This window comes from Streptomyces amritsarensis (assembly GCF_001953875.1).
In the GTDB taxonomy this organism is placed as follows: Bacteria; Actinomycetota; Actinomycetes; order Streptomycetales; family Streptomycetaceae; genus Streptomyces; species Streptomyces amritsarensis.
Window position 1 is genome coordinate 22,668 of the sequence record NZ_MQUR01000050.1, and the last position, 20,383, is coordinate 43,050.

General features: G+C 72.4%; 19 protein-coding genes. 10 read left to right on the plus strand and 9 right to left on the minus strand.

The window, feature by feature from the left end:
• Positions 1–24 precede the first annotated feature (24 nt).
• From AVW11_RS20905 to AVW11_RS38045, 3 genes are all read left to right on the plus strand, one after another.
• On the plus strand, positions 25–1,350 hold the full coding sequence (locus tag AVW11_RS20905; protein ID WP_030853134.1) for a M20/M25/M40 family metallo-hydrolase: 1,326 nt from the start codon (positions 25–27) through the stop codon (positions 1,348–1,350).
• A 131-nt stretch (positions 1,351–1,481) separates the two neighbouring features.
• Positions 1,482–1,715, plus strand: coding sequence for a chaplin ChpH (gene chpH, locus AVW11_RS20910; RefSeq protein WP_030853129.1), 234 nt, complete (start codon positions 1,482–1,484; stop codon positions 1,713–1,715).
• A gap of 159 nt (positions 1,716–1,874) precedes the next feature.
• Positions 1,875–2,747 (plus strand): chaplin, encoded by an 873-nt coding sequence (locus AVW11_RS38045; protein ID WP_079250718.1) that lies wholly within the window; start codon positions 1,875–1,877, stop codon positions 2,745–2,747.
• Between the two features lie 40 nt (positions 2,748–2,787).
• Here the strand turns inward: AVW11_RS38045 and AVW11_RS20920 are convergent, their stop codons facing one another.
• The gene (locus tag AVW11_RS20920) at positions 2,788–2,976 is read right to left on the minus strand and encodes a DUF5703 family protein (RefSeq protein ID WP_030037337.1); all 189 of its coding nucleotides are present in this window, start codon (positions 2,974–2,976) and stop codon (positions 2,788–2,790) included.
• A gap of 47 nt (positions 2,977–3,023) precedes the next feature.
• Here AVW11_RS20920 and AVW11_RS20925 point away from each other — a divergent pair, with 47 nt between their 5' ends.
• Entirely contained in the window at positions 3,024–3,686 is a 663-nt protein-coding gene (locus AVW11_RS20925) for a hypothetical protein (RefSeq protein WP_060178581.1), read from the plus strand.
• Positions 3,687–3,779: 93 nt separating this feature from the next.
• Here the strand turns inward: AVW11_RS20925 and AVW11_RS20930 are convergent, their stop codons facing one another.
• Together AVW11_RS20930 and AVW11_RS20935 are read right to left on the minus strand one after the other, a co-directional pair.
• Complete coding sequence (locus AVW11_RS20930; RefSeq protein ID WP_076045260.1) at positions 3,780–6,053, minus strand: ATP-dependent DNA helicase; 2,274 nt, start codon at positions 6,051–6,053, stop codon at positions 3,780–3,782.
• Positions 6,050–7,033, minus strand: a complete 984-nt coding sequence (locus AVW11_RS20935) for an aldo/keto reductase (protein WP_030853119.1) — start codon at positions 7,031–7,033, stop codon at positions 6,050–6,052. The genes AVW11_RS20930 and AVW11_RS20935 overlap by 4 nt, the downstream gene beginning before the upstream one ends.
• A 100-nt stretch (positions 7,034–7,133) precedes the next feature.
• Between AVW11_RS20935 and AVW11_RS20940 the strand changes: the two genes are divergently transcribed.
• Together AVW11_RS20940 and AVW11_RS20945 are read left to right on the plus strand one after the other, a co-directional pair.
• A complete protein-coding gene (locus AVW11_RS20940; protein ID WP_076045262.1) occupies positions 7,134–8,183 on the plus strand; it encodes an LLM class F420-dependent oxidoreductase in 1,050 nt (349 codons plus the stop codon).
• A 195-nt stretch (positions 8,184–8,378) separates the two neighbouring features.
• Complete coding sequence (locus AVW11_RS20945; protein ID WP_076045264.1) at positions 8,379–9,167, plus strand: hypothetical protein; 789 nt, start codon at positions 8,379–8,381, stop codon at positions 9,165–9,167.
• Between the two features lie 45 nt (positions 9,168–9,212).
• On the opposite strand, the gene AVW11_RS20950 is transcribed toward AVW11_RS20945, so the two are convergent.
• Positions 9,213–10,205, minus strand: coding sequence for a magnesium and cobalt transport protein CorA (locus tag AVW11_RS20950; RefSeq protein WP_030853107.1), 993 nt, complete (start codon positions 10,203–10,205; stop codon positions 9,213–9,215).
• Between the two features lie 55 nt (positions 10,206–10,260).
• Between AVW11_RS20950 and AVW11_RS20955 the strand changes: the two genes are divergently transcribed.
• The 4 genes from AVW11_RS20955 (at position 10,261) to mshC (ending at position 13,812) form a co-directional block, all read left to right on the plus strand.
• Entirely contained in the window at positions 10,261–10,980 is a 720-nt protein-coding gene (locus tag AVW11_RS20955; protein ID WP_030853105.1) for a histidine phosphatase family protein, read from the plus strand.
• Between the two features lie 77 nt (positions 10,981–11,057).
• Positions 11,058–11,648, plus strand: a complete 591-nt coding sequence (locus tag AVW11_RS20960; RefSeq protein ID WP_030853103.1) for a DUF3090 domain-containing protein — start codon at positions 11,058–11,060, stop codon at positions 11,646–11,648.
• Positions 11,612–12,472, plus strand: coding sequence for an SCO1664 family protein (locus AVW11_RS20965; RefSeq protein ID WP_076045266.1), 861 nt, complete (start codon positions 11,612–11,614; stop codon positions 12,470–12,472). The genes AVW11_RS20960 and AVW11_RS20965 overlap by 37 nt, the downstream gene beginning before the upstream one ends.
• 110 nt (positions 12,473–12,582) lie before the next feature.
• The gene (gene mshC / locus AVW11_RS20970) at positions 12,583–13,812 is read left to right on the plus strand and encodes a cysteine--1-D-myo-inosityl 2-amino-2-deoxy-alpha-D-glucopyranoside ligase (protein WP_030853101.1); all 1,230 of its coding nucleotides are present in this window, start codon (positions 12,583–12,585) and stop codon (positions 13,810–13,812) included.
• Between the two features lie 253 nt (positions 13,813–14,065).
• Here mshC and AVW11_RS20975 read toward each other — a convergent pair whose 3' ends face one another.
• From AVW11_RS20975 to AVW11_RS20995, 5 genes are all read right to left on the minus strand, one after another.
• Positions 14,066–15,055 carry a PAC2 family protein gene (locus tag AVW11_RS20975; RefSeq protein WP_076045268.1) on the minus strand — a complete coding sequence of 330 codons (990 nt, stop codon included), beginning with the start codon at positions 15,053–15,055 and terminating at the stop codon, positions 14,066–14,068.
• A gap of 126 nt (positions 15,056–15,181) precedes the next feature.
• Positions 15,182–16,789, minus strand: a complete 1,608-nt coding sequence (locus tag AVW11_RS20980) for a glycerol-3-phosphate dehydrogenase/oxidase (RefSeq protein ID WP_030853096.1) — start codon at positions 16,787–16,789, stop codon at positions 15,182–15,184.
• Between the two features lie 41 nt (positions 16,790–16,830).
• The gene (gene glpK, locus AVW11_RS20985; RefSeq protein WP_030853094.1) at positions 16,831–18,357 is read right to left on the minus strand and encodes a glycerol kinase GlpK; all 1,527 of its coding nucleotides are present in this window, start codon (positions 18,355–18,357) and stop codon (positions 16,831–16,833) included.
• 79 nt (positions 18,358–18,436) lie between these two features.
• The gene (locus AVW11_RS20990; RefSeq protein ID WP_030853092.1) at positions 18,437–19,219 is read right to left on the minus strand and encodes an MIP/aquaporin family protein; all 783 of its coding nucleotides are present in this window, start codon (positions 19,217–19,219) and stop codon (positions 18,437–18,439) included.
• A gap of 314 nt (positions 19,220–19,533) precedes the next feature.
• Positions 19,534–20,301 carry an IclR family transcriptional regulator gene (locus tag AVW11_RS20995; RefSeq protein ID WP_076045270.1) on the minus strand — a complete coding sequence of 256 codons (768 nt, stop codon included), beginning with the start codon at positions 20,299–20,301 and terminating at the stop codon, positions 19,534–19,536.
• Positions 20,302–20,383: the final 82 nt, after the last annotated feature.

Sequence of the window (20,383 nt, forward strand, 5' to 3'; positions counted from 1 at the left end):
AGTGGACCAGTGGGAGGAAGCAGCGTGAGCGAGTCGAGCGCGGGCAGGACCGTCTCCGGCGAGGACGAGGTCGTCGACCTCTGCCGGGACCTCATCCGGATCGACACCAGCAACTACGGAGACCACTCGGGCCCCGGGGAGCGCAAGGCGGCCGAGTGGGTCGCCGAGAAGCTCGCCGAGGTCGGGCTGGAGCCGCAGATCTTCGAATCGCACAAGGGCCGCGCCTCGACGGTGGCGCGGATCGAGGGGGAGGACCCCTCGCGGCCCGCGCTGCTGATCCACGGGCACACCGACGTGGTTCCCGCCAACGCCGCGGACTGGACGTACGACCCGTTCGCGGGTGAGATCGCCGACGGCTGCGTGTGGGGCCGCGGCGCCGTCGACATGAAGGACATGGACGCGATGACGCTGGCCGTCGTCCGCGACCGGATGCGCAGCGGCCGCAAGCCCCCGCGGGACATCGTGCTGGCCTTCCTCGCCGACGAGGAGGCGGGCGGCATCTACGGCGCCCGCCACCTCGTCGACAAGCACCCGGGCCTGTTCGAGGGCGTCACCGAGGCGATCGGCGAGGTCGGCGGCTTCTCCTTCACCGTGAACGAGAACCTCCGGCTCTACCTCGTGGAGACCGCCCAGAAGGGCATGCACTGGATGCGCCTGACGGTGGAGGGCACCGCGGGCCACGGTTCCATGACCAACAACGACAACGCCATCACGGAGCTGTGCGAGGCCGTGGGCCGTCTCGGCCGCCACCAGTGGCCGGTGCGCGTGACCAAGACCGTACGGTCCTTCCTGGACGAGCTGTCGGACGCGCTCGGCACGCCCCTGGACCCGGACAACATGGACGCCACGCTCGCCAAGCTCGGCGGCATCGCCAAGATGGTCGGCGCGACCCTGCGCAACTCGGCCGCCCCGACGATGCTCGGCGCCGGCTACAAGGTCAACGTCATCCCGGGCCAGGCGACGGCCCACGTCGACGGCCGCTTCCTGCCCGGTTACGAGGAGGAGTTCTTCGCCGACCTGGACCGCATCCTCGGCCCCCGCGTGAAGCGGGAGGACGTGCACGGCGACAAGGCGCTGGAGACCGACTTCGACGGCCGGCTCGTGGAGGCGATGCAGGGCGCTCTGAAGGCGGAGGACCCGATCGCGCGGGCGGTCCCGTACATGCTCTCGGGGGGCACGGACGCGAAGTCCTTCGACGACCTCGGCATCCGCTGCTTCGGCTTCGCGCCGCTGCAGCTGCCGCCGGAGCTGGACTTCGCCGGGATGTTCCACGGAGTCGACGAGCGGGTGCCGGTGGAAGGGCTGAAGTTCGGGGTGCGCGTACTCGACCGATTCATCGACAACGCGTGAGATTCGAGAAGGTGTGCGCACTCCACTGAGAAGAGTGAATGCACTCATACGCTCGTAGCCCTGGTGATCCTTCCTCGTTACAGGTGGTGCGGTCCGCGGCTGGGACCGCACTTTGCCTACTAGGAGGAACAATGCTCAAGAAGGTTGTCGCCGCTGCGGCTGCCACCGGTGGTCTGGTTCTCGCGGGTGCGGGCATGGCCGTCGCCGACGCGGGCGCCCAGGGTGCGGCCATCGGCTCCCCCGGCGTCCTGTCCGGCAACGTCGTCCAGGTCCCGGTCCACATCCCGGTCAACGTCTGCGGTAACACCGTGTCCATCATCGGCCTGCTGAACCCGGCCTTCGGCAACACCTGCGTCAACGCCTGACGCGTCTGAAGTCTTCGGCCCCGGAGCGCAATCCAGCGCTCCGGGGCCACCGGGCTTTTACGGCCCGGAACCAACCTATCGGCGTACCAGGCGGGGGAGCCTGGACGGCCGGGGCCTGCGGGCGCCGGCCGACACGTACACACCAGGGGACGAGTACAGATGCGACGACCGGCACAGGTCACCAGGAAGACCCTGATCACCATGGCGGCCGCGGGGGGTGTCCTCGCGCTGGGCGGGGGCTACGCACACGCGGATTCCGGTGCTGCGGGGCAAGCGAAGAACTCTCCGGGCCTGCTGTCCGGGAACACCGTGCAGGCGCCCGTGGACGCGCCGGTGAACGCCTGCGGGAACACGGTGACGGTGGTGGGAGGCCTCAACCCGGCCTTCGGGAACCACTGCGCCAACGCCTCCGGCCACGGCAAGCCGGGTCACCCCGGTCACCCGGGCCACCCCGGACATCCGGGTCACCCCGGCCACCCCGGTAACCCCGGGAACCCGGGTAACCCCGGGAACCCGGGTGACGACGAACCGTGCGACGACCACCCGGGCAACCCCGGTAACCCTGGGAACCCCGGTAACCCTGGGAACCCCGGTAACCCTGGGAACCCCGGCAACCCGGGCAACCCTGGGAACCCCGGCAACCCGGGCAACCCGGGGAATCCCGGTAACCCTGGGAATCCCGGTAACCCCGGCAACCCGGGCAGCCCTGGGAATCCCGGTAACCCTGGGAATCCCGGTAACCCCGGCAACCCGGGCAGCCCTGGGAATCCCGGTAACCCTGGGAATCCTGGTAACCCCGGCAACCCCGGTACTCCTGGCAACCCGGGTACCCCCGGCACCCCCGGGAGCCCCGGCGCCGGTACGGTCACCCCCGTCACGCACCCCGGCACGGGAACCGGCACCGGGACCGGGGAGAACCCCGGTCTCGCCGCCACCGGCTCCGGTGACGTCCTGACCGCAGGCCTCCCGATCGCGGGTGGCCTGCTGCTGGCCGGCACCGTGCTCTACCGGCGTGCCAGAAACGCCGCCTGACGATTGCTCACGACGCGGGCCCCGCCCCCGGGGCCCGCGCTCACCAGGTCGCGCGGACCTGGCGGATGATCCGGCGGCGCAGCCGCACGCGGCGGCTGCCGTCCCGGTGCAGGCTCAGCCGGTCGATCTCCCAGTTCCCGTACTCGGCATGGTCGGTCAGCAGGCGGGTCGCTTCCTTGCGAGGAACCCCGCGGGGCACGTACACGTCGACAAATTCGTATTCCGGCATCGCATCTATTGTGCGGGCAGAGCCCTGCTACGGATAGCGTCTGCTCTATGTCTGATGCCGCTCTGCCCACTGTTGCCGAGGTCCGCGCCGCCGCCGAGGCGGTCAAGGCCGCGCTCGACCGTCACCTCGCCGCGGTCGAGCGCAGGATCGGGGACGAGGATCCGGACGTCTACGCCGCCTTCAACGAACTCGCCGCCGCCGCCGAGGAGTACGACGAACTCCTCTACGACCGCTACGACGAGGTCACGCCCTTCGAGATCCCGACGCCCGAGGACGGCGTCCCGTACACCGGGCCCGCCGAACCCGCCGCCTTCAGCGTGCTCATCCGCCGCGACTACGCCGTCGTCGAGCCGGCGCGGCTGATCGCCCAGGCCGAGCGTGTCGCTGCGCACGACCGGGACGCGGACTTCGTCCACGACGGCGGCACCGCCGACGCCCTCGGCGTGCTCTTCGGGGAGTACGAACCCGACGAGATCGCCTCCCGCTACAAGGACTTCGGGCTGGAGGAGGGAGACTCCACGCTCTGGATCGCCGCCTCCGAGGACATGGCGGAGCCGGGGGAGTGGCTGGGCTCGCCCTTCGGACACATCGACCCGCAGGACGTCCTGCACCGCTTCGACGTCAGCTCCGTCTTCGACGAGGAAGCGGACGATCTCGACGACGTCGAGGACGAGGGCCAGACCGCCCGGCCGGGCCTGACCACCGCCTGACCGCCGCCTGACCACCGCCTGACATCCGCGGCCGCGCCCCGGCGCGGCCCCACGGCGCGGCCTCCCGGCCCTCGGACGGGAGGCCGCGGCCGCCTACCGCTCCTGCTGTCCGCCCGCCGCGGCCAGGGCCTTCAGCAGCCCCGTCAGCCGCGTCGTACGCGGCTTGGGCAGCACCTCGGCGACGGCGCGCGGCAGGACCTGGTCGACCCCGTGCACCACCGAAAGGTGCCGCTCGGCCCGCCCGAACGCCGTGTAGACCCAGTCCCGCGACAGGGACTGCGCCGCGTCGCCCGGCAGCACGACGACCACCGCCGGCCAGCGCGAACCCACCGCCTGATGCGCCGTCACCGCCCAGCCGTGCCGCACCTGGGACTCGACGAGCTCCTTCGGTACGACGATCCGCGCGCCCGCGCGGTCCAGGTGCAGCCCCTCGGCGTCGGCCGACACCACACGGGCCGGCAGGGCCCGCCCCGGGGACGGCACATGGACCACCCGGTCACCGGGGTCGAAGCCGCCGAACCGGCCCGGCCCGGGGTTGAGCCGCTCCTTGAGGGAGGCGTTCAACGCCCGCGTCCCCGCCGGGCCGCCGTGGCCCGGAGTGATGACCTGCACGCCGTCCGCCGGGATCCCGAAGGCCCGCGGCACGGACTCGGCCACCAGCTGCACGGCACGGTGCACGGCCTCCCCGGCGTCCTGCACCGGGACGATGACGACCTCCTTGCCGGGCGCGTCGACCTGGTTCAACTCGCCGATCCCCACACCGGAGACCAGCTCGCCGAGGGGGCCCGGGTCCGGGGTGCGGGAGACCAGGTGCGGGCAGGTCCGCGCCGCCAGCAGATCGGCGAACACCCGTCCCGCCCCGGCGGAGCCCAGCACACCGGGGTCCCCGGACAGGACCAGCCGGGCCCCGTCGGGCACGCCCTCGACCAGTGCGGCCGCGCTCTCCACGTCCAGCTGCGGCGCGTCCAGCACGACCAGCAGGTCCAGTGCGAACTGCCCGTCCGCGTCCCGCCCGGGCCCCTCCTGACCGGACAGCAGCCCCGCCACCGTCACCGAGTCGGCGCCGCCCGGGGCGTGCGCGGCGACGCAGACGCGCAGGCCCAGCCCACGGGCCGCCGCGGCCAGCGCGAGCGGTTCGGCCCGGGCGGCCTCACCACCCGTATGGGTGACCAGGCCGTGGCCGGCGACCGCGCGGACCAGCTCCCCGGAGGACCGGTCCGGCGCCGCCGCGGCGGCCTGCTCCCAGTCCGCCGGGCCGCCGAACGTGCCGGCCAGCCGGGCCAGACCGTCGGCCAGGCTCTCCTCGGCCATCGCGGCGCCCTCCAGACCCACGAGGATCCGTACCGGCTGCTCCTCGCCCTCCTCCACCGGCGGGCCGAGGGGCTCGTGGAAGACCAGCACCGACGCCTCCGCGATGGCCTGCTCCAGCGCCTCTGCCGGCTCCGGCACGCCGTACTGGGCCAGGGCCTTCTCCAGGACCGGGGCCTCCAGCGCGGTGTGCCCCTTCAGGCCCGCCTGCTCCAGCAGCCAGCCGACCAGGACGCCCGTGCGGCGCTCGTCCCCGGGGCCGGCCCCCGAGCCCAGCAGCGCCCGGGCGAAGCCGTCGGCCTGCGTCGGGCGCACCGCGGGGACGGCCAGCAGCCGCCACGGGTTGTGCGCGAGCTCCTCCGCGGCTCCCTCGCCGAGGGCCGCCGCCACGGGCCCCGCCAGCGACTCGGGAGCGCCACCGCGGGCCAGGACGGCCCGTACGCCCTCGACGGCGTCGGCGGAGGGCACGGCGGCAGCCGTCGGCGCCGGAGCGGCCGGACGCGGCGCCGGGGGAGCGGGGGCCGGCCTGCGGGGCGCGGCCGGCGCCTCGTCGAAGTACACGGCGGAGGGCTTCGCACCGCTCTCCACGGCCCGTACGGCGGCCAGCAGGTCGGCGGCCTTCCCGCTGAGCTTCGCGCCGGCCTCCACGGGACGCTCCCGTTCGGCCTTGCGCCGGGCGATCCGCTCCCGCTCGACCTTCTGCGCGGCCAGCTCCGCCTGGGCCTCGCTCAACCCACCACCTGCGGCGGGCCCGGCCCCGTCCTCTGCCGTGGCGTCTGCGGCGGGCCCGGCCCCGGCGTCCCCCGCGGCCCCGGCTCCGTCCTCGGCCCCGGCGTCCCCGGCGCCCGCGGCGGGCCCGGTTCCGTCCTCGGCCGTGGCGTCGGCCGCCGGGGGAGCCTCCCCGGCAGCCGACGCCCCGGCCCCGTCCGCGTCGGTGCGGGTCCCGGCCTGGTCCTCCGCGGCGGCGGTGCCGGCCTCGGGCGCGTCCGAGTCGGCCTGCGCCCCGGCCGGTTCCTCCGCGGCAGCGGTAGCGGTCTCGGCCTGACGGTCCGTGCTCACAGCGTGCTCCAGTCCTGGTCGGGATAGCGGTGCTCCGGTGCCGACACGTCGTCCAGCGCCCGGCAGATCTCCTCCGGAAGACTAAGCTCCTCCACCGACAAAGCCGCCGCGAGCTGCGCCGACGTCCGCGCGCCGACGATCGGCGCGACCACCCCCGGCCGGTCCCGGATCCAGGCCAGGGCCACCTGGAGCGGGGTCACGGCCAGCCCCTGCGCGGCCGTCACCACCGCGTCCACGATCCGGCCCGCCGTCTCGTCCAGGTACGGCTCCACCAGCGCGGCCAGGGACTGCGAGGCGCCCCGGGAATCGGCGGGCGTGCCCTCCCGGTACTTGCCCGTCAGGACTCCGCGGCCCAGCGGGGAGGAGGGCAGCAGGCCGACCCCCAGGTCCAGCGCGGCCGGCAGGACCTCCCGCTCGACGCCGCGCTGCAACAGGGAGTACTCCATCTGCGTCGAGGCGATCCTGGTGCGCACCCCGGGGGCCGCCAGCTGCCAGGTCGCCGCCTTCGCCAGCTGCCAGCCGCAGAAGCCGGCCACCCCCGCGTAGCGGGCCCGGCCGCTGCTCACCGCCAGGTCAAGGGCGTGCAGGGTCTCCTCCACCGGGGTCGCCGGATCGAAGGCGTGCACCTGCCACAGGTCGACGTGATCCGTGCCCAGCCGGTCCAGCGAGTCGTCCAGGGCGGCGAGCAGATGGCCGCGCGAGCCGTCGAAGCGCCGGTCCGGGTCGGGCACGCTGCCCGCCTTGGTCGCGATCACCAGGTCCCGGCGCGGGACGAGTCCGCCCACCAGGCGCCCGAGGAGGTACTCCGCCTCCCCGTCGCCGTACACGTCGGCGGTGTCGACGAGGGTGCCCCCCGCCTCCCAGAACGTCTTCACCTGTTCGGCGGCGGCTTCCTCGCCGGTGTCGCGGCCCCAGGTGAGGGTGCCGAGGCCGATCCGGGAGACGCGCAGTCCGGTGCGGCCGAGATGCCTCTGCTCCATGAGCGCTGAGACTACTGGGGCGCTGACGTGGAGCACCCGGGCGCGCTACAGTCCCCGCACACCAACGTTACTGATCGGTACACCGGTAAGGGGACGACTCATGCGGCTCGGCATCAATCTCGGTTACTGGGGCGCGGGCATGGACGCCGACAACCTCGCCGTCGCCCAGGAGGCCGACCGCCTCGGCTACGACGTCTGCTGGGCGGCGGAGGCCTACGGCTCGGACGCCCCGACCGTCCTGGCCTGGGTCGCCGCCCAGACCGAGCGCATCGACGTCGGCTCGGCGATCCTCCAGATCCCCGCCCGGCAGCCCGCCATGACCGCGATGACCGCGGCCACCCTCGACTCCCTCACCAAGGGCCGCTTCCGGCTCGGCCTCGGCGTCTCCGGCCCGCAGGTCTCCGAGGGCTGGTACGGCGTCAAGTTCGACAAGCCGCTCGCCCGCACCCGCGAGTACGTGGAGATCGTCCGCAAGGCCATGTCCCGCGAGCGGCTCAGCTACGAGGGCGAGCACTGGACCCTGCCGCTGCCCGGCGGCCCGGGCAAGCCGATCAAGCTGACCGTGCACCCCGAGCGCGAGCACATCCCGCTCTACATCGCCGCCATCGGGCCCAAGAACCTGGAGCAGACCGGCGAGATCGCCGACGGCGCCCTGCTGATCTTCCCGGCCGCCGAGCACCTGGAGGCCACCGCGCTCACCCACATCCGGGCGGGCCGCGAGAAGGCCGGGCTGACGATGGACGGGTTCGACGTCTGCCCGACCGTGCCGCTGGCCCTCGGCGAGGACGTGACCGCCCTCGCCGACATGTTCCGCCCGTACACCGCCCTGTACGTGGGCGGCATGGGCAGCCGGAAGCAGAACTTCTACAACCAGCTGGCCCAGCGCATGGGCTACGAGAAGGAAGCCGCCGAGATCCAGGACAAGTACCTGGCCGGCGACAAGGACGGTGCGGCCGAGGCCGTCCCCCACTCGCTGATCGACTCCACGACGCTGCTCGGCCCCGTCGAGCGGATCGCCGACGGGATGCGGGCCTACGCCGAGGCCGGGGTCACCACCCTCACGCTGGCGCCGGCCGGCTTCACCCTCGACGAGCGGATCGCCGCCCTGCGCGCCGGTACCGAGGCCATGGAGCGCGCGGGCCTCGCCTGAGCCGGCTGCCCGCGGGGGAGTCCTGCGGCCGTGGTGGGGGCTCGGGGGGTCTTCCCCGCCACGGCCGACACAGCCAACAACGCGCCGGAGGCCCGCGGGGTTACGCCTGCGGGCCCGGCCCGGGGGTTCGTTCATTCGGACGAGTAGTGCCACCCGGCGGTTGCCCGCCCCGCGGACCGGCGTTTGACTCGTTGCATGCTCTCTGCCCGCAGCCTGTTCCAGGAGATCGTCGACAACGACGACTCCTTCCAGCTGTTCTGCTCCATCGCCGCCAGCGGGGAGGCCCAGGGCGGCTGGGAGAACGCCCGCATCGCGGCCCTGGTGCCGGACGCCATGCGCGACCTCGCGCCCAAGATCACCCGGCACGGCGCCGACGAGGACAAGCACGGCCGGATCTTCCACGCCCTGCTCCGCAAACGCGGCCTGCAGGCCGTCCCCGTGCCGCCCGAGACCGACTACACGATGCTGCTGGAGCGCCGCGGCATCGGCCTCGCACACGACAAGCTGCGCCGCCAGCAGGCCCTGAGCGAGGAGGACATCGTCGTCTACCTCGCGCACAGCCGCGTCACCGAACAGCGCGCCGCCGAACAGATGGACATGCTGGTCAAGTTCTTCGGCGACCACCCGGTGGTGGGCAGGGCCATCCACATGATCAGCAACGACGAGGGCAACCACCTCGCCTACTGCCACGAGGAACTGCTGCGCCTCGCCCGCGCCGGCCACGCCCGGACCATCCAGCGGGTGCTCCGCGAGAGCGCGCTCGCCGAGATCTCCGTCTACCGCGACGTCAGCCTCGCCGTGATGGAGCACATGGGGCGGCTGCTGCACTGGCCCGCGCCGAAGGCCGCCCTGCTGGCCGCGGGCATCCGCGCGATGTACGCGTACGAGCGCTTCAGCGGCTGGCACCGGATGGTCGACCTGCGGATGCCCGAGCGGCGCGACGCCCTCGGCGGCGCCCCCGCCACCAGCCCCGAGTACGCATAGCCGCCGCACCCGCCGCACCCGCCGCACCGGCGTGCCCGCCCGCGCCTAGAGCCAGCCCCGGCGCTTGAACATCCGGTGCAGGCCCAGGCAGACCCCCGCCATGAGTGCCAGCACCGCCGGATAGCCCCACCACTGGTGAAGCTCCGGTATGTGGTCGAAGTTCATCCCGTAGATCCCCGCCACCATCGTCGGGACGGCCGCGATCGCCGCCCAGGCCGAGATCTTCCGCACGTCGTCGTTCTGCCGCAGACCCGTCTGCGCGAGGTGCGCGGCCAGCGCGTCCGACAGCAGCCGGTCCAGGCCCTCGATGTACTCGCTCGCCTTGGTCAGGTGGTCGGCGACGTCGCGGAAGAACGGCCGGGCGTGCTCGTGGACGAACGGCACCTGCCCGAAGGCGAGCCGGTCCATCGGCGCCAGCAGCGGGTTCGTCGCCCGCCGGAACTCCAGCACCTGCCGCTTGAAGCCGTAGATCCGGGCAGCGGTGTTCTTGGTGTCCGAGGCGTTCGGGGCGAAGACCTCCGCCTCCAGCTCCTCCAGGTCCGACTGGAGCTCGGCAGCGACCTCGATGTAGTGGTCCACCACCGCGTCGGACACCGCGTACAGCACCGCCGTCGGGCCGTGCCGCAGCACGTCCGGCTCCTGCTCCAGCCGGTGGCGCACGGCGGTCAGCGGAGCCCCCTCGCCGTGCCGGACGGTGACGACGAAGGAATCGCCGATGAACAGCATCAGCTCGCCCGCCGACACGGTGTCCGTGGCCTCGTCGTAGAGCACCGGCTTCAGCACGACGAACAGCGAGTCGTCGTACACCTCCAGCTTGGGGCGCTGGTGGGCGTTGAGCGCGTCCTCCACCGCCAGCGGGTGCAGGCCGAACTCCCGGCGGACGTGATCGAACTCCGCCTCCGTCGGCTCGTACGTGCCGATCCACAGGAAGGCGTCACCGCTCGCCCGGGCCTCGTCCAGGGCGTCCGAGAAGTCCTCGGGACCCTCGGCGCGGCGACCGTCCCGGTACATCGCGCAGTCGACAATCACGCCGAACATTCTCCCCCGCCGCCGACGGACCCGCACCCGTCCGGCACCGCCTACGCTGGCCCCCATGGCCACGCTGATCCTCGTACGACACGGGCGGTCCACCGCCAACACCGCAGGGCTGCTCGCCGGATGGACCCCCGGCGTGGCCCTCGACGAACGCGGCGCCGAGCAGGCCGCCGCGCTCCCCGGACGGCTGGCGGGCGTACCGCTCGCCGCCGCCGTCACCAGCCCGCTGCAACGCTGCCGGGAGACCCTCGCACCCCTGCTGGCCGCGCGGCCCGAACTGGAACTCCACACCGACGAGCGCATCGGCGAATGCCACTACGGCGACTGGTCCGGCCGCAAACTCTCCGAACTCTCCGAAGAACCGCTGATGAAGATCGTGCAACAGCACCCGTCGGCGGCGGCCTTCCCCGGCGGCGAGTCCATGCGGGCCATGCAGGCGCGCGCCGTGGACGCCGTACGCGACTGGAACGCGCGGATCGAGGAGAGCGACGGCACCGACGCCGCCTTCCTGATGTGCTCGCACGGCGACATCATCAAGTCCCTCGTCGCCGACGCCCTCGGCATGCACCTGGACCTCTTCCAGCGCATCCACGTCGACCCCTGCTCGGTGACCGCGATCCGCTACACCCCGACCCGCCCGTTCGTGTTCCGGCTCGGCGACACCGGGGACTTCGGCTCCCTCGTGCGGCGCCCGGCCGCACCGGAGCCCGTCGCCTCCGACAAGGACGCCGAGGACTCGGGGAACGCCGTCGTGGGGGGCGGCGCGGGCGCGGCGTGATCGCGCGGCGCAGTAGGGTGGACGGGCCCACACAAGGGCGCAGAACAGCCCCCGCCGCCGAGACTTGGAGACTGGACGTGCCCCGTCAGGTGTTCCTCTACGACCCGCCGGACCGCTTCGTGGCCGGCACGGTCGGCTTGCCGGGACGCCGTACGTTCTTCCTGCAGGCCTCCTCCGGCCCCCGCGTCACCAGCGTCTCCCTGGAGAAGACCCAGGTCGCCGCATTGGCCGAGCGGATGGACGAGCTGCTGGACGAGGTCGTGCGGCGCACCGGCGGAAACGCCCCGGTCCCGGCCGTGGCCCCGGCGGAGGCCGCCGACACCGCCCCGCTGGACGTTCCCGTCGAGGAGGAGTTCCGCGTCGGCACCATGGCCCTGGCCTGGGACGGCGAGGAGCAGCGGATGATCGTCGAGGCCCAGGCCCTGGTGGAGCTCGACGCCGAGTCCGACGAGGACCTCGCCGAGGCCGAGGAGCGGCTGCTCCAGGACGAGGAGAACGGCCCGCCGATGCTGCGGGTCCGCCTCACCGGCGCCCAGGCCCGCGCCTTCGCCAAGCGCGCCCTGGACGTGGTCAACGCCGGCCGCCCGCCGTGTCCGCTGTGCAGCCTGCCGCTGGACCCGGAGGGGCACGTGTGCCCGCGCCAGAACGGCTACCGGCGCCAGGCGTGACGGGCCAGGGGGACAGGCAGGTGTACATGGAGGAGCTGCTCGCCAAGGGGGAGCTGACCGTCGTCGGCCGGATCCGCGAGGCGTCCAACGCGGTCCTGCTGTGCACCGTCACCTACGACGGCGCGAGCGCCGACTGCGTCTACAAGCCGGTCAAGGGGGAGCGGCCGCTGTGGGACTTCCCCGACGGCAGCCTCGCCCAGCGCGAGGTCGCCGCCTACCTGGTCTCCGAGGCCACCGGCTGGGGCCTGGTGCCCGCCACCGTGCTGCGCGACGGACCCTACGGCGAGGGCATGGTCCAGCAGTGGATCGAGTCCCGGCAGCCGCGGGAGGACTCCCCGCAGGAGGAGCTCCTCGCGCTCGTCGAGGGCGACGAGGCCGGCGAGGGCTGGAAGCCCGTGGCCTTCGCCGAGGTCGGCGAGGGCCGCACCGCCCTGCTCGTCCACGCCGACGACCCCAGGCTGCGCCGGCTGTCCGTCCTCGACGCCGTGATCAACAACGGCGACCGCAAGGGCGGGCACCTGCTGCCCGCGCCCGACGGGCGGATCTACGGCATCGACCACGGCGTGACCTTCCACACCGAGGACAAACTGCGCACCCTGCTGTGGGGCTGGGCGGGGGAGCCGCTGACGGACGAGGCCCGCGCGGCGCTCGCCGCACTGGCCGCGGAACTGGCCGAGGGAGCCCCCCTCGCCACCCGCCTGGCCGAACTGATCACGGCGGCCGAGCTGGCCGCCGTACGCGGGCGGGTGGCGCACATGCTGCGCACCGGAAAGCACCCGCAGCCGTCCGGGCAGTGGCCGTCGATCCCCTGGCCACCGGTCTGAACCGGCCAACGCCGGTACGCACAGAATCGGCCAGACCGCAAGAGTGCCGATCAAGACAACAGTGCAGGTCCAGTTCGTTTCCGGAACATCCGTCCGGTTAGGCTCGAGACATGCATGCCTGGCCCGCTTCTGAGGTCCCCGCCCTGCCCGGCAAGGGCCGCGACCTCCAGATCCACGACACCGCGACCCAGGGGACGATCACCCTCGCCCCCGGTCCCGTCGCCCGCATCTACGTCTGCGGCATCACCCCGTACGACGCGACCCACATCGGTCACGCGGCGACCTACAACGCGTTCGACCTCGTGCAGCGCGTGTGGCTCGACACCAAGCGGCAGGTCCACTACGTCCAGAACGTCACGGACGTGGACGATCCGCTCCTGGAGCGGGCGCTGCGCGACGGCCACGACTGGACCGAGCTGGCCGAGCGCGAGACCGCGCTCTTCCGCGAGGACATGACGGCCCTGCGGATGCTGCCGCCGCAGCACTACATCGGAGCCGTCGAGGCCATACCCGGCATCGTGCCGCTGGTCGAGCGGCTGCGGGACGCGGGCGCCGCGTACGAGCTCGAGGGCGACATCTACTTCTCGGTGGAGTCCGACCCGCACTTCGGCGGGGTCTCCCACCTCGACGCCGAGGCGATGCGGCTGCTCTCGGCGGAACGGGGCGGCGACCCCGACCGCGCGGGGAAGAAGAACCCGCTGGACCCGATGCTGTGGATGGCGGCGCGTCCGGGCGAGCCGGCCTGGGACGGCGGCTCGCTGGGCCGAGGCCGGCCCGGCTGGCACATCGAATGCGTCGCGATCGCCCTGGACCACCTGGGCATGGGCTTCGACATCCAGGGCGGCGGCTCCGACCTCGCCTTCCCGCACCACGAGATGGGCGCCTCGCACGCCCAGGCGCTGACGGGCGAGTTCCCCATGGCCAAGGCGTACGTCCACGCCGGCATGGTCGCCCTGCACGGCGAGAAGATGTCGAAGTCGAAGGGCAACCTCGTCTTCGTCTCGGCGCTGCGCCGCGCCGGGGTGGACCCGGCGGCGATCCGCCTGGCCCTGCTCTCGCACCACTACCGGGCGGACTGGGAGTGGACGGACGCCGTCCTCGACGAGGCCGTGGCCCGGCTGGAGCGGTGGCGCGCGGCGGTGTCCCGCCCGGACGGCATCCCGGCCGACGCGGTCCTCGAAGAGGTCCGCGAGGCCCTCGCGAACGACCTGGACGCGCCTGCGGCACTGGCGGCCGTGGACCGCTGGGTGGAGCTCCAGAACGCCACCGACGGCGACGACGAGTCGGCCCCCGGCCTGGTCTCCCGGACCGTGGACGCCCTCCTGGGCGTGGCCCTGTAGCCTCCGCGGCCCCGCCACCGATGCCCCTGGCCCCCGGCCGGGGGCATCGGGCGTTCGGGCGCGGTGCGGGCCGCCGCCGCGCGGAGCCGTCCCCTGCCCGCCCTTCCGCGCGCCCCGGGATCTGCCCCGACCCGGTCCGAACCACCGGACGGGCCGGGACAACCGGCCTCGCCGGCGTGCGAGGCGCGGGGTGGGGGCGGAGCCCCGGCCCCGGCTGTCCGGGCGCGGCCCGGAGCTTGCTGCGCGGCGCCGCTCAGGCCTGCGAGGGGCCGTCCTCCTCGGGCGGGGCCTCCGGCGGCTCGTCCCCGGAGGTGTCCGGCTTGCGCTTCGGAGGGCGGGGGAGGCCCCCGCTGGTGTCCCGGAGGTAGGAGCTGTCGCCCGGATCGGCCGAGGGGCCCGCCGAGGGATCCCGCCGCCGCAGGTACCGCTCGAACTCCCGCGCGATCGCGTCGCCCGAGGCCTCCGGCAGGTCCGCGGTGTCCCGCGCTTCCTCCAGCGTCTGGACGTACTCCGCCACCTCGCTGTCCTCGGCGGCCAGTTGGTCGACGCCCAGCTGCCACGCGCGGGCGTCCTCCGGCAGTTCGCCCAGCGGGATCCTGATGTCGATCAGGTCCTCCAGCCGGTTGAGGAGGGCCAGCGTCGCCTTCGGGTTCGGCGGCTGCGACACGTAGTGCGGCACGGCCGCCCACAGCGACACGGCCGGCACCCCGGCGTGCGTACAGGCCTCCTGGAGGATGCCCACGATGCCCGTGGGGCCCTCGTACTTGGTCTCCTCCAGGTCCATGGTCCGCGCCAGGTCCGCGTCCGAGGTGACCCCGCTCACCGGCACCGGCCGGGTGTGCGGCGTGTCCCCCAGGAGCGCCCCGAGGATGACGACCATCTCGACGCCCAGCTCGTGCGCGAAGCCGAGGATCTCGTTGCAGAACGACCGCCACCGCATGGACGGTTCGATTCCGCGTACCAGCACCAGGTCGCGAGGCTTGGCCCCGCCGATCCGGACCACCGAGAGCCGGGTCGTCGGCCACGTGATCTTCCGTACCCCGTTGTCCAGCCACACCGTGGGCCGGTTGACCTGGAAGTCGTAGTAGTCCTCGGCGTCCAGAGCCGCGAAGACCTCGCCCTTCCACTCCCGGTCCAGGTGTGCGACCGCACCGGAGGCCGCGTCACCCGCGTCGTTCCAGCCCTCGAACGCGGCCACCATGACCGGGTCGATCAGCTCGGGCACGCCCTCAAGCTCGATCACCCAGGTCTCCTTCCGAAGTTCCTTGCGTACGTGGGTCAGCCTAAGCCTTGAGGGGACAGCGGCCACAGCCCACGACAGAGGGGCGGTTCCCCTCGGAACCGCCCCTCTTCCCCACCTGCGTGAGAGCTATGCCTTGCGGGCCAGCATCTCCTCGACCCGGGCCTTGACGGAGTCGTCGTCCAGGCCGCGGATCGTCACCGTCGTGCGGCGGCGCAGCACGTCGTCGACGGTCTCGGCCCACTCGTGGTCCCGTGCGTAGGCGACCTGCGCCCAGATCTCCGGACCGTCCGGGTGGATGCGCTCGGCCAGTGCCGGGTCCTCGTTCGCGAGGCGCGCGATGTCGAAGGCCAGGGAGCCGTAGTGCGAGGCCAGGTGGCGCGCGGTCAGCGGGTCCATGCGGGTGCCGGGCTCACGGTCCACCAGCAGCCGGTGCGCGACCGCGTTCGGGTTGGCGACACCCGGCAGCGCGATCCGGCGTACGAGGGACTTCACCGGCTCCATGTCCTCGGTCAGCGGGCTGCCCGGGAGCTTGGCCAGCTTGTCCATGACGACGCGGCCGATGTGGCGGTAGGTGGTCCACTTGCCGCCGGCGACCGAGAGCATGCCGCCCGCGCCCTCGGAGACGACGGTCTCGCGCTTGGCCTTCTCCACCCCGCCGGGGCCGCCGGGCAGCACGCGCAGGCCGGCGAAGGCGTACGTCATCAGCGAGCGGTCGAGGTCGGCGTCCTTCACCGAGAAGGCCGCCTCGTCCAGGATCTGCTGGATGTCGGACTCGGTGGCGCGCACGTCCGCCGGGTCGCCCTCGTACACCTCGTCGGTGGTGCCGAGCAGCAGCTGGTCCTCCCACGGGAGGGCGAAGGTGATGCGGTACTTGTCGATCGGGGTGGCCATGGCGGCCTTCCACGGCGACTTGCGCTTCATGACGATGTGCGCGCCCTTGGAGAGGCGGATCGACGGCATCGAGTGCTTGTCCTCCATGCGCCGCAGGTGGTCCACCCACGGGCCGGTGGCGTTGAGCACGACGCGTGCGTCGATGCCGAACTCGGTGCCGTCCAGGCGGTCCTTGAGCTCGGCGCCGGTGACCCGGCCGTTCGTCTTGCGCAGGCCGGTGACCTCGGCGTGGTTGAGGACGACCGCGCCCGACTCGACGGCCGCGCGGACCGTCATGACGGCGACGCGGGAGTCGTTCATCTGGTGGTCGTAGTAGACCGCGACGGCCTTGAGGTTGTCGGTCTTCAGGCCGGGGTTGTCGGCGACGGCACGGGCGGGGGATATGACCTTGCCCATGCCGTCGCCGAAGGCCGAGAGGGCGGAGTAGGCGAAGACGCCCGCGCCCAGCTTGGCCGCACCCACCGGACCGCCCTTGTAGACCGGCAGGTAGAAGGTGAGCGGGTTGACCAGGTGCGGGGCCACGTCCTTGGCCAGCACCCGCCGCTCGTGGTGGTTCTCCGCCACCAGCTTGACCGCGCCGGTCTGCAGGTAGCGCAAGCCCCCGTGGACGAGCTTGGAGGAGGCCGAGGAGGTGGCGCCGGCGAAGTCGCCGGCGTCCACCATGGCAACCCGCAGACCCGACTGCGCGGCGTGCCAGGCCACCGAGGTGCCCAGGATTCCACCGCCGATGACCAGCAGGTCGTACGTGGCCTTCGCCAGCTGCTCGCGGGTCTCGGCACGGCTCGCGTTCGCGCCGGCGGTCGGGTGCGTACCCAGGGCGGGAACGCTCTGCAGGGTGCTCATATCTCTTATCGCTCCTCGTCGATTGACTCAGCTGGTGCGGATCAGCTGGCGTCTTCGTCGTCGACCCAGCCCATGGACCGCTCGACGGCCTTGAGCCAGCTCTTGTACTCGCGCTCCCGCTGCTCGGCGGGCATCCGCGGGGTCCACTCCGCCGCGCGGCGCCAGTTGGCGCGCAGGGCGTCGGTGTCGGGCCAGAAGCCGACGGCCAGGCCGGCGGCGTAGGCGGCGCCGAGGCAGGTGGTCTCGGCGACCATCGGGCGCACCACGGGGGCGTCCAGGAAGTCCGAGAGCGTCTGCATCAGCAGGTTGTTGGAGGTCATGCCGCCGTCGACCTTGAGGGCGGCGAGCTCGACGCCCGAGTCCTTGGTCATGGCGTCGGTGATCTCACGGGTCTGCCAGGCGGTGGCCTCCAGGACGGCACGGGCGATGTGCGCCTTGGTGACGTACCGGGTGAGGCCGGCGATCACACCGCGGGCGTCGGAGCGCCAGTACGGGGCGAACAGGCCGGAGAAGGCCGGCACGAAGTAGGCGCCGCCGTTGTCCTCCACGGAGGAGGCCAGGGTCTCGATCTCGGCCGCGGACTTGATCAGGCCCATCTGGTCGCGCATCCACTGGACGAGCGAGCCGGTGACGGCGATGGAGCCCTCCAGGGCGTAGACCGGCTTCTGGTCGCCGATCTGGTAGCCGACCGTGGTCAGCAGGCCGCTGTAGGAGTTGATGATCTTGTCGCCGGTGTTCATGAGCATGAACGTTCCGGTGCCGTACGTGGACTTGGCCTCGCCCTCGGCGAAACAGGTCTGGCCGAACAGCGCGGCCTGCTGGTCGCCGAGCGCCGAGGCGACCGGGACACCGGCGAGGACGCCGTCCTTGACGTGGCCGTAGACCTCGGCGGAGGACTTGATCTCGGGGAGCACGTTGAGCGGGACGCCCATCGAATCCGCGATCTTCTCGTCCCAGGCCAGGGTGTGCAGGTTCATCAGCATGGTGCGCGAGGCGTTGGTGACGTCCGTGACGTGCGCACCGCCCTCGGCGCCACCGGTGAGGTTCCAGATGACCCAGGAGTCCATGGTGCCGAAGAGGATGTCGCCGGCCTCGGCGCGCTCGCGCAGGCCCTCGACGTTGTCGAGCAGCCAGCGGACCTTGGGGCCCGCGAAGTAGCTCGCCAGCGGCAGGCCGGTCTCGCGTCGGAAGCGGTCCTGGCCGACGTTGCGGCCGAGCTCCTTGCACAGGGCGTCGGTACGGGTGTCCTGCCACACGAGCGCGTTGTGGACGGGTTCACCGGTGTGGCGGTCCCACAGCAGGGTGGTCTCGCGCTGGTTGGTGATGCCGATCGCCTTGACGTCGGCGGCGGTGATCTCGGCCTTGGCGATCGCGCCGGCGACGACCTCCTGGACGTTGGTCCAGATCTCGGTGGCGTCGTGCTCCACCCAGCCCGGCTTCGGGAAGATCTGCTCGTGCTCCTTCTGGTCGACGGCGACGATGCGGCCGTCGCGGTCGAAGACGATGCAGCGGGAGGAGGTCGTGCCCTGGTCGATCGCGGCGATGAAGGGGCCGGTGCTGCTGGTCATGATGGCTGCTCCTGGCAGGTCTGGTGAGTAGGCGGAATCAGGAGTGCGGTGCGGATCTTACGAGCGCGGCAGATGCTGATCAGGCGAACGCGATGTTGTAAAGACCGCCGGCGAGCACGGCACCGACGAGCGGGCCGGCCACCGGGATCCAGGAGTATCCCCAGTCGGAGCCGCCCTTGTTCGGGAGCGGCAGCAGGGCGTGGACTATTCGGGGGCCGAGGTCGCGGACCGGGTTGATGGCGTAGCCGGTCGGGCCGCCCAGCGAGAGGCCGATGCCGACGACCACGAAGGACGTGATCAGGACACCGATGACACCGAGGCCCTTGCCGCCGTCCTGCAGGCCCTGGGTCAGGATCGCCAGGACCAGGACGGCGGTGCCGATGATCTCGGTCGCGAGGTTCTGCACGACGTTGCGGATCTCGGGACCCGTGGAGAAGATGCCGAGCACCGGGCCGGCCACGTCGTGCGGGTGCGGGTCCTGCGGGCCGAGCTTGGCGTCGCGGATGTGCTCGGGGTCGGACAGGTGTGCGCGGAACTGGCCGTAGTAGGTCACCCACATCACCACCGCGCCGAGCATGGCGCCCAGCAGCTGGCCGGCGAAGTAGACGGGCGTGTCGCCCCACTCGCCGGTCTTGACGGCGAGGCCGACGGTGACCGCCGGGTTGAGGTGCGCACCGGAGAGCGGCGCGGACACGTAGGCCGCGATCAGTACGGCGAAGCCCCAGCCGAAGGTGATCGCGAGCCAGCCCGCGTTGCGGGCCTTGGAGCTCTTGAGCGTCACGGCGGCGCAGACGCCACCGCCGAGCAGGGTGAGCAGGGCGGTACCGATGGTCTCGCCGATGAAGATGTCGGAGCTGGACACCCGCGACTCCTTACGTACGTCCAGGGGTGGGCGGAAACCGGGTCCCTCCGGTGGTTCCGCGCACTCGGTGAGTGCTGCACCGGTCCTTGGCCTTGTCGCATCCTAGCGCGTATTGCCGTTAGGTGTTCGACAATGTCGACCGGTGAACGGCAGTTTTCCGCCCAGGTGAAGAATGCGTCAAGGGTCGGCCTGGCCAATGTGTCGGATCGTTACCAGCACGTGCGATCAGCCAAATCCGGCCATCTCAAGGTCGAGATATGGCGAAAAATGGGCAGAAGGGGGCCAGGGGATGGCCGAGGCCTGTTAAAGAGAGGTCAGAACCGGCCTGCGCCGAGATCGCGTGAAACGGAGCGCGCACAGTCGCGCACCGAGGCCACCAGGGCCGCGCGGGGCTCGCCGCCCTCGCCGCAGACCCGTTCCACGGCCCCCGCGACCGCCACCGCGCCCACCGGCATCCGGCGCCGGTCGTGGATCGGGGCCGCCACCGAGGCGACGCCCTCCCACGTCTCCTCGACGTCCGCGGCCCAGCCGCGCGCCCGGGTCAGGCCCAGGATCTCCTCGAAGCCGATGGGGTCGGTGACCGTACGGGGGGTGAAGGCGTCGCGCTCCACCTCCAGCGCCTGGGTGTGCGCGACCGGGTCGTACGCCGACAGCACCTTGCCCAGCGCGGTCGAGTGCAGCGGCTGCATGGCCCCGACCTCCAGCACCTGGCGGCTGTCGTCGGGCCGGAACACGTGGTGCATGATCAGCACCCCGCTCTGGTGCAGCACGCCCACGTACACGCTCTCGCCGCTCGCCCGGGCCAGGTCGTCGGTCCACACCAGGGCGCGGGCGCGCAGCTCGTGGACGTCGAGATAGCTGTTGCCCAGGCGCAGCAGCTCCGCGCCCAGCTGGTAGCGCCCCGAGGCCGGGTCCTGCTCCACGAAGCCCTCGGCCTGCAGGGTGCGCAGGATGCCGTGGGCCGTGCCCTTGGCCAGGCCCAGTGACGAGGCCACGTCGGAGAGCCCCAGCCGGCGCTCTCCGCCCGCCAGGAGTCGCAGCATCGCAGCGGCTCGTTCGAGCGACTGGATGTTCCGTGCCATCGCGCAGCCTCCTGCTGACCTTCGTTACGTACGTACATCTTGACGCGGTTCGACAATGCTGAACAGTATCGGTCGATGCCGA

Excerpts from the sequence above, each read along its gene's own strand:
- chpH (WP_030853129.1), top strand. The coding sequence starts at position 1,482 with ATGCTCAAGAAGGTTGTCGCCGCTGCGGCTGCCACCGGTGGTCTGGTT.
- AVW11_RS38045 (WP_079250718.1), top strand. The coding sequence starts at position 1,875 with ATGCGACGACCGGCACAGGTCACCAGGAAGACCCTGATCACCATGGCG.
- AVW11_RS20920 (WP_030037337.1), bottom strand. The coding sequence starts at position 2,976 with ATGCCGGAATACGAATTTGTCGACGTGTACGTGCCCCGCGGGGTTCCT.
- AVW11_RS20925 (WP_060178581.1), top strand. The coding sequence starts at position 3,024 with ATGTCTGATGCCGCTCTGCCCACTGTTGCCGAGGTCCGCGCCGCCGCC.
- AVW11_RS20935 (WP_030853119.1), bottom strand. The coding sequence starts at position 7,033 with ATGGAGCAGAGGCATCTCGGCCGCACCGGACTGCGCGTCTCCCGGATC.
- AVW11_RS20940 (WP_076045262.1), top strand. The coding sequence starts at position 7,134 with ATGCGGCTCGGCATCAATCTCGGTTACTGGGGCGCGGGCATGGACGCC.
- AVW11_RS20945 (WP_076045264.1), top strand. The coding sequence starts at position 8,379 with ATGCTCTCTGCCCGCAGCCTGTTCCAGGAGATCGTCGACAACGACGAC.
- AVW11_RS20950 (WP_030853107.1), bottom strand. The coding sequence starts at position 10,205 with ATGTTCGGCGTGATTGTCGACTGCGCGATGTACCGGGACGGTCGCCGC.
- AVW11_RS20955 (WP_030853105.1), top strand. The coding sequence starts at position 10,261 with ATGGCCACGCTGATCCTCGTACGACACGGGCGGTCCACCGCCAACACC.
- mshC (WP_030853101.1), top strand. The coding sequence starts at position 12,583 with ATGCATGCCTGGCCCGCTTCTGAGGTCCCCGCCCTGCCCGGCAAGGGC.
- AVW11_RS20980 (WP_030853096.1), bottom strand. The coding sequence starts at position 16,789 with ATGAGCACCCTGCAGAGCGTTCCCGCCCTGGGTACGCACCCGACCGCC.
- glpK (WP_030853094.1), bottom strand. The coding sequence starts at position 18,357 with ATGACCAGCAGCACCGGCCCCTTCATCGCCGCGATCGACCAGGGCACG.
- AVW11_RS20995 (WP_076045270.1), bottom strand. The coding sequence starts at position 20,301 with ATGGCACGGAACATCCAGTCGCTCGAACGAGCCGCTGCGATGCTGCGA.